Annotated in this window: 5 protein-coding genes; 1 reads left to right on the top strand and 4 read right to left on the bottom strand. The window is 32.4% G+C overall.

Annotated features, from left to right (window positions below; translation table 11 throughout):
- Window positions 1-419 precede the first annotated feature (419 nt).
- Window positions 420-1622, bottom strand: a complete 1203-nt coding sequence (locus tag ACP6PK_RS04395) for a glycosyltransferase family 2 protein (protein ID WP_426558091.1) — start codon at window positions 1620-1622, stop codon at window positions 420-422.
- A gap of 1732 nt (window positions 1623-3354) precedes the next feature.
- Here ACP6PK_RS04395 and ACP6PK_RS04400 point away from each other — a divergent pair.
- Complete coding sequence (locus ACP6PK_RS04400) at window positions 3355-5502, top strand: tetratricopeptide repeat protein (protein ID WP_426558093.1); 2148 nt, start codon at window positions 3355-3357, stop codon at window positions 5500-5502.
- 757 nt (window positions 5503-6259) lie between these two features.
- Here the strand turns inward: ACP6PK_RS04400 and ACP6PK_RS04405 are convergent.
- The 3 genes from ACP6PK_RS04405 to ACP6PK_RS04415 form a co-directional block, all read right to left on the bottom strand.
- Window positions 6260-7174, bottom strand: a complete 915-nt coding sequence (locus tag ACP6PK_RS04405; protein WP_426558095.1) for a class I SAM-dependent methyltransferase — start codon at window positions 7172-7174, stop codon at window positions 6260-6262.
- 496 nt (window positions 7175-7670) lie between these two features.
- Window positions 7671-9128, bottom strand: a complete 1458-nt coding sequence (locus ACP6PK_RS04410; RefSeq protein ID WP_426558097.1) for a mechanosensitive ion channel family protein — start codon at window positions 9126-9128, stop codon at window positions 7671-7673.
- Window positions 9129-9778: 650 nt separating this feature from the next.
- Window positions 9779-10846, bottom strand: a complete 1068-nt coding sequence (locus tag ACP6PK_RS04415; RefSeq protein ID WP_426558099.1) for an ABC transporter permease — start codon at window positions 10844-10846, stop codon at window positions 9779-9781.
- Window positions 10847-11364 lie beyond the last annotated feature (518 nt).

An 11364-nucleotide genomic window follows, 5' to 3' on the forward strand; every position in this document is an offset into this window, starting at 1 on the left:
AAATAATTACTATTTCTGTTAAAGGAGGGAATTGGAGGATTTTTCTGTTCAGCTCTTCGGAATTTCCACCCTAAATTACTATCCTCAAATCACTATCTATATATTTTCGTAAAAAGTCGAGTCGGCAAATAATTACTATTTCTGTTAAAGGAGGGAATTGGAGGATTTTTCTGTTCAGCTTTTTCCCTAAATTACTATCCTCAAACCACTACCTATATATTTTCGTAAAAATTCGAGTCGGCAAATAATTACTATTTCTGGGAAAGGAGGGAATTGGAGGATTTTTCTGTTCAGCTTTTTCCTAGCTCTACCCTAAATTACTATCCTCAAATTACTAACTATCCAATATTGGTATCTATTTTCCAGTCAAGCTAAAAAAATTAGTACATTCGGCGTAGCATTAATGCCTGAAAATTAGTCTAATTTGTCTCTCGACTATTCCCATTATCTTTGATTTTCTGATAATACTTTTGCGCCGTTTTCATCCAAGCTTTTACCTGAGATTCTAGCCAAGATTTTTCTGCCTCTAAAGCAGAATTTTTTTGCTCAAGATTATCCACCCAAGAATGCAACCTCTGAGAATCTTCTTGCAGTTTAAATTTCCCTTTTTCCAGACTTTTCACCCAGGAACTATATTCATTAACTTCAGACTTGAGGCGAGAATTTACTTGCAAAATTTCTTGTATTCTAGTGCCTAACTCTTGCACAGAAATACCTAATTTTCCCGACTTCCCCCGCCAACTTTCTAGTAATTCAGATAACTTTAAAGCCTCATCAAAATTTCCCATTTCCAAATAAGGATAAATTCGATAATAACTTACCCATTTAACAGTTCGAGATAACACTTCGCTTTCCCAATCATTTAATTCTGAGTGTGATAAATTTAAAGTATCAATTAAATTACTACAGATTTGTAAATGTTCTTTAATCTGAGAAAAATCATCAAAACTGTGAGTTTTATTTCCTTCATGCCATCGATAATATCCCAAGATTTCTTTGACAAAATATAGATCGGCAACCAAAGCAATTCTTAACCATAATTCTAAATCCGCAGCAAAAGCATAATTGTCATTAAATTTCCCGCCAACTTTCTCTAAAACCTGTCGTCTTATCAATACAAACGGACAACAAATAGGATTAGCTTCTCCTAAATTTTTCCTTACCCATTCTTCACCATTAACTAAGCTATTCTCAGCATAATTTGCCCAATCCCAATTAAGATAATTATTCTCACTATCCACTACCATAATAGAGGAGGTAACTAAGCCGACATTTTGGTATTTGTCTAGAATTTTTACCTTTTGCTCTAAATTTTTTGGCAACATCATATCATCCTGAGCAAAGACAGTAATATATTCTCCAGAAGCAAATTCTAAACAACGATTCCAATTAGGAAAAAGTCCTAAGTTTTGGGAATTTTGTAAGTATTTAATTCTACTATCTTTCTGCAAATAACTTCTAATGATTTCTGGAGTATTATCAGTAGAACAGTCATCATAAATAATTAGCTCAAAATCTGTAAATGTCTGTTCAAGAATACTATTTATTGCTTGAGGGAGAAATTCTCCAGAGTTATAAGTAGGCAAACAAACAGTAACTTTAGGAAAATTGTTTATAGGCATTTAATCTAATAGTAATATTGCAGGAATACTGCATTATAGCAAAGGTAAGGAATCAGGAAAAAGGAAGCAGCAAGAATAAGGAAAATTTTATATATAGCAGTCGCGATTATTGTGAGGAAATTCTTGTTCCTCTCAAATTTAGTAATAGCAATAATTTAACTTTTTACTTGATCTATACCAGTCTATAAAGAAGTTTATACAAAAAGGAAACGGCTATCATCCAGCTTCCCTATTTGTATAGCACTAAGCAAATACATTAGGACATATAGTCATTTTAATTTAGATTTAGACAAGTATTTATTGTTATAAGATAGTTTCAGCAGAAAAAGTGTTCCATCTTTATTTGAAATGACTATACCATTATCAATGGTATTATTTTTCATGTTTCCTCGCAAGCCAAATTTATTCCCCCAACCACAAGACATAACACTATACCAAAAATTTACTAAACTGATATTTTAGAGATAAATTTATGCTTATAAAAATCAGGAATTAGATGTGAGAATTTAAGTATTCCTGAAAAGTCTAGAACATAGCAGTATACCTTGATTCACTCTTAGTTTTTCCTGATACTAATTCACTTTAAAGATTTCACAAATGCTTTCCAACTCTTAGATGTAGAAAAATTCTCCAAAATTACTATATTCGTAGGCATTCAGCTATTAGCTATTAGCTAGCCTCCTAGGTCCGAACTTCGTTAACAGCTTTTTAATTAATAAAGCAAACATTTGCTGAATTTCTACTATACTACTATATTTTTAACCAGAGAATTGAAGCACAATATTGTAATGAAGCTATTAGCTGATAGCTGACTGCTGAATGCTTACCTATATTCTAAAACTTTAGAATCTATCACATCTTACTTTGAACTTTTAACTTTTGAGTGCGGTTATCATCTTAATAAGATAAATTTTTTTCTTCTTTTCCTATTGCCGAAAAATCTACAATCTCTGAGAAATACAATTAGCTTTCATTAATCCTAGAATCGGCTTATCTCAAACAATTTTTTCTTTCTTTGATTCTTTACTTCCTTCTGCCTTGATTCCCTCTAACTTTTTCCTGATACTAATTCACTGTAAATATTCCACAAACTTTATATGTATAAGAGACTGTTTGTCAAACAAATATTAAGAGAGCTTAGAGTGACTAAAATCTAAAATAGGTAAGACTTCAAAAGGTTAAAATCTGGTAAATATCCAGAGGTAGAAAGGTACATACTATTCCTAGATTTTTAAGTGACAAATAGTTGTCTTAATTTCTTATTTCTTCTTTCTTATTACCGAAATAATTAAACAATTAAATAATTAGATAATTAGATAATTCAGGTTTAAAGCCTCCCCTTTCAAAGGGAAAAAAATAAATCTTTTCCTTAGAGTTTCAATCCTCTTGCTTTTAGGGAGAGGTAATTATCCATTATCCATTATCCATTATCCATTAATAAACTGTTCCCTGTTCCCTATTTCCTTTTTATATTTCCTGATATATTCAATCTCTAAGAATTATCCAAAATTACTTTAGTATCAAAGTTTAAAGTCTATAAAATCTTATTTTTAACTTTTAACTTTATAAATTTCCGGGTGAGTTTAACAAACTCTTGTAATAAAGAGGTATACTCCATTCTTAACTCAGGTAGATAATTTTTCTCCTCCACAGAAATAAAAAACAGCTCCTGTAGTTCCATGGAATCTTTACCAATAAAAATTAACCTCTATTATAGATAAATAAACAAAATATGAATCTTTCTAAGACAGCCATCTTAACCCTTGCTGCTCTCAGTTCCCAAAATTTAACTGCTGAGGCAAAAGCTACTCCTAATATTAATCCCTACTCTCAGACAAATGCACCAGAAAATAGCAATCTTGCTGACTCTATTAATATTAGTAGTTTGCCTTCAACCCAATCAATTACTCCTCCAGAAAGATTACTCATTCAAGCCAATAATACTCCTAAACTTATGGCTGCTTTATCAACTCCAAACCTACATCAAATTCGAGGAATTTTAAACAATAGTTGGTTAGGAAAGATAGTAGAATTGTCAGCAAAAAATAATCATCAATTTCGGCAAGTTGCTTATCAAATTGCTTTACAAACAGATGCAGAATCAGAAGCTAGTCTCGATCTTAATCCTACCCTTACTTTATTAAATAGTTTATTATTAGTTGCCACTTTATTACCTCCTGTAACTATTAGCTTTTTTTGGTTAGTCAGAAGATTAGTAATTAAAGAATTAGTAGGTGAAGTCAATAAGCGGTTAAAAAAAATTAGTGAATTAGAATCAAATCTGAATCAATCCCAAAAATTATTTACGGAATTAGAGAATCACATAGTTACTGCCAAAAAGTCAATTGAATTTATTCATCAAGAAGCTAAGATATCAAAATCATCTGTAGAACAAGTAGAAGCTTTAAAGTCTCAGTTTTTAATGCAGCTACAAGTGATTATTTCCGAAGCTCAAGAAGCCAAACATCAGGCTCTTAAAGAAATTAATTATCCTGTCAATTCAACAACTAAATCTGTTAAAAATACTCAGGAATCAAAATCCTCTGAAAAACAGCCTGCTATGATTGCTGATGATTATTTAAAACTAGGAGAAAAGCAGTTTTATGAAGGTCAATATAATCAAGCTTTAGCAACTTTTGAAAAAGCTATTTCTCTTAATTCAGGTTTAAGTGAAGCTTGGTTTAAGCGTGGTAATGTTTTTGTAAAATTGCAGCGTTATGCTGATGCTCTTACTGCTTACGATCGGGCAACTGCAATTAATTCTGATAGATTTGAATATTGGTTTAATCGTGGCAATGTTTTTGTAAAATTGCAGCGTTATTCTGAAGCATTAGCTTCTTATGATAAATCTCTTTCTCTTAAGCCAGATCATGTAGAAATTTGGCTAAACCGAGGTATCTTACTCAAGAAATTACAACAATATAATGAGGCACTTGTTTCATATCAACAAGCTCTTTCAATTCAACCTAAAAATGTTGATATTTTACATAATCTAGGTGCTTTATTAGGAAGGTTAGAGCGTTATGAAGAGGCAATCGCTACTTTTGATAAAGCTCTGAAAATTCAACCAAATAAATTTGAAATTTGGTATAACAGAGGCAATTTACTCGGAAGGTTGCAATCTTTTACTGAGGCAATTGATTCTTATGACAAAGCATTAAAAATTCAACCGGATAGATATGAACTTTGGTACAATAAAGGTGCTGTTTTGTGGCAAATGGAAAAATATAAAGAAGCAGTTAATTGCTACGACCAAGCAATTAAATTAATGCCAGATGATTATGAGGTTTGGCATAATAGAGGAGTAGCTTTGGGTGCTTTAGAAAAGCATGAGGCAGCAGTTAATTCTTACGACCGAGCAATTAAAATTTATCCCCAATGTTATCAAGCTTTTCTGGGTAAAGCAGAAGCATTATTGAAGTTAGAAAAGTATGAGGAAGCTTTAAGTTCTTGTAATCATGCTATTGCTATTCAAAAGGAACGTTATGAAGGTTGGTTATGTCAAGGTCGGGTATTAGAAAAATTGTCAAGTTATGAAAAAGCTTTGACGGCTTACGACCAAACAATTGCTCTTAATAAGAATAGTTATGAAGCTTGGGGAAGAAAAGGTATAGTATTAGAAAAAATTAAACGCTATCAAGAAGCTTTGGCTTGTTATAACCGCGCTATTGCTATTAAACCGGATGACTCAGAATCTCAGCGAAAACGTCGTATATTATTGTCAGAATTACAAGTCAAAGAAGTTGTAACTGAGACAAATAAATCTAATTCAACAGCAAATTTAGATGCGAGTAATAACCAAGCTAAAAAACTCAAAAAAAGTCAAAAAAATAACCCTATTCTTGCACAAACTGGAAAAAGAGTTAATGGCGATCGCTAGATTCTTAATTTTCTTAAGTTGGGGAGTAGTAGATAGAGGAGACCTTGGTTTGGCAATAGGAGAAAATTAAAGAGTCACAGTTTCTATTCCCTACTCTCCTACTATCTTTTTGAATTGGATATTATTTACTATGGTTGTTAACTCAAAACTTAACTGGAAATATGGATTTATCGCCTAATAGTTATCAGATAAATTTCTATAACTATTAATTTAGGAGCAGAAGATGAGAATGCAGAACATTACTATAGTATTAGACTCTCATTTTATTAAGCTCTAGAAAAAAATTGCCGATACCAATTGCACTTCTCTAAAAATTGTCATATCATAATATATAGTTGGTTTAATATGCCCTTATGCATGATCTTTTATTCAACAAAATAACTTTCAAAGGTAAAAACAAATCAGATAGCATCTGATCAAAACTAATCCAAAATATTGCAATTTAATAAAGGGAAAACTATTCTCAGTTAAACAGTGAAAGTCTTCCCTCGCTGCAAACAAACATAAATTTTTCAGCAGACCCTAATTAAAAATAGAACAATAGAAAACTTCAGCTAACTTTCTTCAATCTCTGTTGTTCCACAGGGCTATTTCGCTCTAATTTCTTAATTTTTGTGCATTAAAGAAAATCTTATGGCTTTTCAAGAATTGAAGGTTATATCAACCAATCTCTAAAAGCTAGTAAAATCATAACTTGATTCTAGAATGAAATAGCCCTGTTTGTTCCAAGTTAACAACAAAAATTACAACCAGAATATCAATCAACCCTAGCAATAATAGTGCGGTGACGGTGAGTATTACAAACTATTTTCGGAGCTAAAAAACCAGCATTAACCAACTCTTTTTCAATATCCAAAGAAAAATATTCATCCAAATAAGGTTCCGTACTCTTCAACAAAGTAAAAATATGAGGAGCCATCGTAGCATAAACCTCAGATTTAGGATTCATATCCATAATAGCAATACTACCATTTGAACGTAATAAACGCCTTACCTCTCGAAAGATTTTTCGAGTAGCAAATTGTGGTAATTCATGGCATACCAAACAGATAGAAACCAAATCAAAAGAATCATCAGGTAAACCAGTTGCTTCAGCAGGAGCATGAACCCAATTAATATCCAAATTTTGCTGTTGAGAACGATATAAACCAACTGCTAAAAAATAGGGTGATAAATCAACACCTGTAAACTTAGCTTCCGGGAAAACTTTTTGTAGAGGAAAAGTATTTAACCCTACACTACATCCTAAATCTAAAACATTTTTTGGTGTAGAAATTTCCGCTTTTAAAATATCAAGAAAACTGTTACGAAGTCTAGCATCTCCACCAATACCTTCTTCTCGCCAAATTCCTGCATGAACTGCCAATGATGCTACTTCAACTTCTGTTGCAGCTTGCCAACTCATATTACCTTTTTCATAAGCATGAAATGAAGTGAGGTAATATTCTGGATATGTCAAATTAGGATTATTTACCTCCTCCCATTCTCTATTCCAATTACGTTCTGAAAGTTCTTTTGCTTGTTTGCGCCAAGGAACACCAATTTTTTCTGCACGTTTAATAATCATCTTTCGTGCTTGAGTTTTAGCAAAATTAGCGAGTGGTTTAATAGAGAGAATTCCATTGACTAATTTTGTCGCTAAATTTTGTTTAGATTTGAGAGTAGTAGTCATTTTTTGTAGGAGAAAAAATGTGTTTAAAATTTATTGTATTTATTCTGCAATAACTATTAACTGATAAGCAGGTATGCAAAATTAATTACCAAAAAATTAAGGTATAAAGCCTCTCCATTCATGGAGAAAAAAGCGGTTGTTTGTGCAGCATTCTGCAGGAAAGCTTGGCGCCAGCAAAACGCCATATCCAATCAACCAAGAGAAGAAAAAAATCCTTTTAGTAAATCCTTCTATTACAGAAGAGGTAATAATTAATAATCAACTATCAACTATTAATTATTAATTATTGAAACATATCTAACATCATACATAATAGTATACTCTGGCATCAAAACAACAAAAATGATAATTTTTTATGAGGTTGATCGGCGAATTCAACAACGAAACCAGAAAATTGTTGGAAAAAGTGAAACGCTGAAAAATCTTATTAAGTATACAATACTAAACCAGCTTACCATCATCTACTTTTGAGTAAAATATCTCCAAAAACAACAATTTATCTGTAGAAATAAGCTTGTCTCAGTCGCCGGACAATTTCCCCATGAACCTCGCTGCGGATACGGTTGCCACGCTGACATTGTTCCAATTTAATATTATCAACAAAAAACTTCACAGCCATATTAGTATTAGTAAGACCAACATCAACTCCCGACATATCTTGCATCCAAATTCTCGGAGACTGCCACAAAGCATAAGTTTGAAATCTCTCTTCTATCCATTTCCATAATTCTTCGGTATAATCATCCAATTTTGTTTCTGAAAAACTTCGATTAGCATTAACAATTTGCTGTAATAATTTGTTCATTTTCTTTGTTAAAAAATATATTTTTCTTTCCCACTCATTTTCCAAAACTTCATTATCTATATCAATCAAATCTGGGTCATCCTGCCAGTTTCGATACCAACTTCTTAGCAAACTAATTAAATTATCTTCACCCATATTCTGTGATGCTTGCAAATATAATGACTTTTGCCCTTTTTGTTTTTCTGATACTGTTTCCAACCCTACCATTCTCACTATATCTAAATAATAACCTTGAATTTCTCTAACTTCTCCCGAATCCAATCCCTGGATTTCCATAAACTTAATTTTACCAACTAACTCTGTAATTGCTTGCTTAATTTCTTCTAGCTTAACTTTAACTTTTTCCTCTGCGATAAGACGTTGACGACCAGCTTCTTTTTTAGATACAAGATGAGTCTCACCTTCTAATAATTGATCTGTCACCCTGTAAAAATTTTCTATAGCTACCAACTTTTTCTTGATATCTCCTAATGTATCTGGATGACTCAAAATTACTTCTTCAATAATTTTGATAGCTTGATTGGGGTCGCTATCTGCTCTAATTGGTATAATTATTGTATAATAATAGCTAGAATTAGGGCGACTAAAATTAATTAATTTTTGACTTTGTAAAGCAGCATTAGGCACTAACAAATCACAATGACTTTCAATTAAATATAAAGTTGTCAGCCTAATACCAATAGATTTTATTACAGCGACTGAGCCATCTTCTAAAGCCACCACATCACCAAATTTAAATGGTGTATCTACTAATAATACCAAACCACTAAAAAAGTTAGATAAAATATCTTTCAGTGCAAAACCGAGTACAAATGAAATACCACCAAATGCGACCCATAGCCCACTTAAATCTATTCCTAATGTTTGGAGGAATAAAAAACTTCCTATCAAGTAGACTAAAATTGGCAGAGTATTTTTAATTAAGGGAATTAAAACATCATCCCAGTCTGCTTCTGTTTTTTCTGCATATTTGCCGAGAGAATAAGCAATTACTTGAGTAAATAACTGATTCATTAAATAAGTAGTTACAACAATAATTCCGGCTGTTAATAATCTGTGAATTAAAGGTAAATTTTCTAACAAGTTTAAACTGTAACTTAATACTTTAAAAACAATTAGTACAAAAAGTATTAGTAGAGGAGTTGGCAAAATATTTATAGTTAAAATACCTATTTCATTGCTGGAACGGCGAAAGAAAAACTTTAGAACCGAGAATACTAACAGATATAAAAAGAATCCTAAAACTATTGCAATCCCTAAAATTCCTCCCTGTTAGAGCCAAGGGAGTGAGTATATAGCTGAAGAGTTTGATATTTGTAAAAGTGTCAACATAGTCTAAATTCATTCCTCTTCTTTTTTGCAGTTTAAACTTTACCGAATAATTAGGGCTTGCTGATTAAATCTAAAAGCATTGACAGATAAAAATAACTGCCTTTTTAGGTCTGGAAAAAGTACAAACTTTTAGGTCGAAAAGGTTCAAAAAGTTAGCCTTTTATGCTGACTAGGAAAGAAAAATTAAGGGAGAATTTTTCCGACGACCTCCTCTAAATTCCCATTTATCCTGATACGGGCAATTCGCCTTTGCGCAGCATTCCGCAGGAAATCGCCCCTACGACTCCTGACTCCTACCCCTACTCAAAGACTTTTTCAGCAAACCCTAATTATTAATTATTCAGCTTTATTAGCCGACCCTTTCTCTTGGGAAAAAAAGTTCTAGGATATTTCCTTATATTCAATTCCCTCACGGTTTTAACCAGAGGTAATTATCCATTATTAATTATCAATTATCCATTGGTAAATTAGCGTTGCAAATTTCTTGGATCTAGAGCATCTCGCAACCCATCTCCTAATAAATTAAAAGCTAATACTGTCAGAATAATCAATAATGCAGGAGGCCATACTAACCAAGGTTGTAATACTAAAATAGAAGCATTGGTGGCCAAAGATAACATATTTCCCCAGGAGGGGTCAGGTTGTTGAATACCTAAACCAATCAAACTTAAAACTGATTCTGAGATAATAAAGCTAGGAATAGCTAAAGTTGCCGAAATAATTACATAAGTTGCCGTTTGGGGTAATACATGACGAACAATAATATAAAAAGAATTCGCCCCCATTGCTCTTACCGCTTGTACGAATTCTCTTTCTTTGATAGATAATACTTGTCCACGAATGACCCTAGCTAATCCTGCCCAACTAATAAATGAAGTAATGACCACAATTAAGAGAAATCTTTGGGCACTGGTTAAACCAGGAGGTAATACAGCAGCAAGTGCTACTAATAAATAAATACCTGGAATTGTCATTAATACTTCAGCAAAACGCATCAAAATACTATCTATCCAACCACCAAAGTAACCAGAAATTCCACCAATAATCATTCCCAAGGGAAAATAGATTGTAATTCCGACTAAACCAATAAATAAACTAATCCTACCGCCAAAAAGTAAACGGCTAAATTGGTCTCGCGCTTGTTCGTCAGTACCTAATAAATTAAATTTCCCTTCACCTGTGGTTCCGAATAAATGTCTATCCCAGGGCAAAATACCCAAGAGTTTATAGGGTGTTCCTTTAACAAATAAACCGAGAGGGGATGGTTTATCCAACTCTACGTTTAATTCGCGCAGTCCAGTTTCTAAATCTACTGGTCCTTGAGTTGTGGGATAAACGTGTGGTCCAATAAATTCACCTGCTTGGTTTTGCCAGTAAATTTGAGTAGGTGGTAGTAGGGAACCGTTGGGTTGAGATGAGTAGGGATCATAAGGAGCAATAAAGTCAGCAGCAATTACTACTAGATAAAAAATTAATAGTAATAATGCACCAAATCTTGCTAAAGGATTTTTTTTAAGATTTTTCCACCATTTCATTGATTTAAAATTAGGGAGTAGGGAATAGGGAATAGGGAGTAGGGAAGAAAAGAAAAAGAGAGAGATTTGGGAACTATGGCTCTTACCAGAAAGAGTTATATAGAAATCCTCAAATAGGTTGTAACATTTTATTGTAGAGGCTTGGTTTCCAAATTCCTTATATAGTATTTTATTTTATAAGACATATTTTATATCAATCAAGAAAAAATTATCAAGATAATTAGCCTTCAAAAAAACTTTTTCCTCCTTTCTAATTATAACTAATAACTTAAATGACTCCTAAAATTAGAAAATAACTAATATCATGTTCGGTTAAATAGTTATTATAATTAAAGCTCGTATTAGGACTTTAGCCCTAACTATAGATAGGGCTAGAGCAATTCTACAAACAAAAACTTTATTATAAGTGATTATCCGCAATTCGTAGCTCCCCCGGAGGGGGCACATGATATAATTACTCAGATTTGAGATTATGTATAGCTATTTTATATAGTATCTTTTTTGAGATGTAAACTAAA

The organism is Dapis hubbardiae BLCC-M172 (genome assembly GCF_050016015.1).
Classification (GTDB): domain Bacteria; phylum Cyanobacteriota; class Cyanobacteriia; order Cyanobacteriales; family Microcoleaceae; genus Trichodesmium.

Coding starts and splice junctions, on each gene's coding strand:
- ACP6PK_RS04395 (WP_426558091.1), bottom strand. CDS start 1,622: ATGCCTATAAACAATTTTCCTAAAGTTACTGTTTGTTTGCCTACTTAT.
- ACP6PK_RS04400 (WP_426558093.1), top strand. CDS start 3,355: ATGAATCTTTCTAAGACAGCCATCTTAACCCTTGCTGCTCTCAGTTCC.
- ACP6PK_RS04405 (WP_426558095.1), bottom strand. CDS start 7,174: ATGACTACTACTCTCAAATCTAAACAAAATTTAGCGACAAAATTAGTC.
- ACP6PK_RS04415 (WP_426558099.1), bottom strand. CDS start 10,846: ATGAAATGGTGGAAAAATCTTAAAAAAAATCCTTTAGCAAGATTTGGT.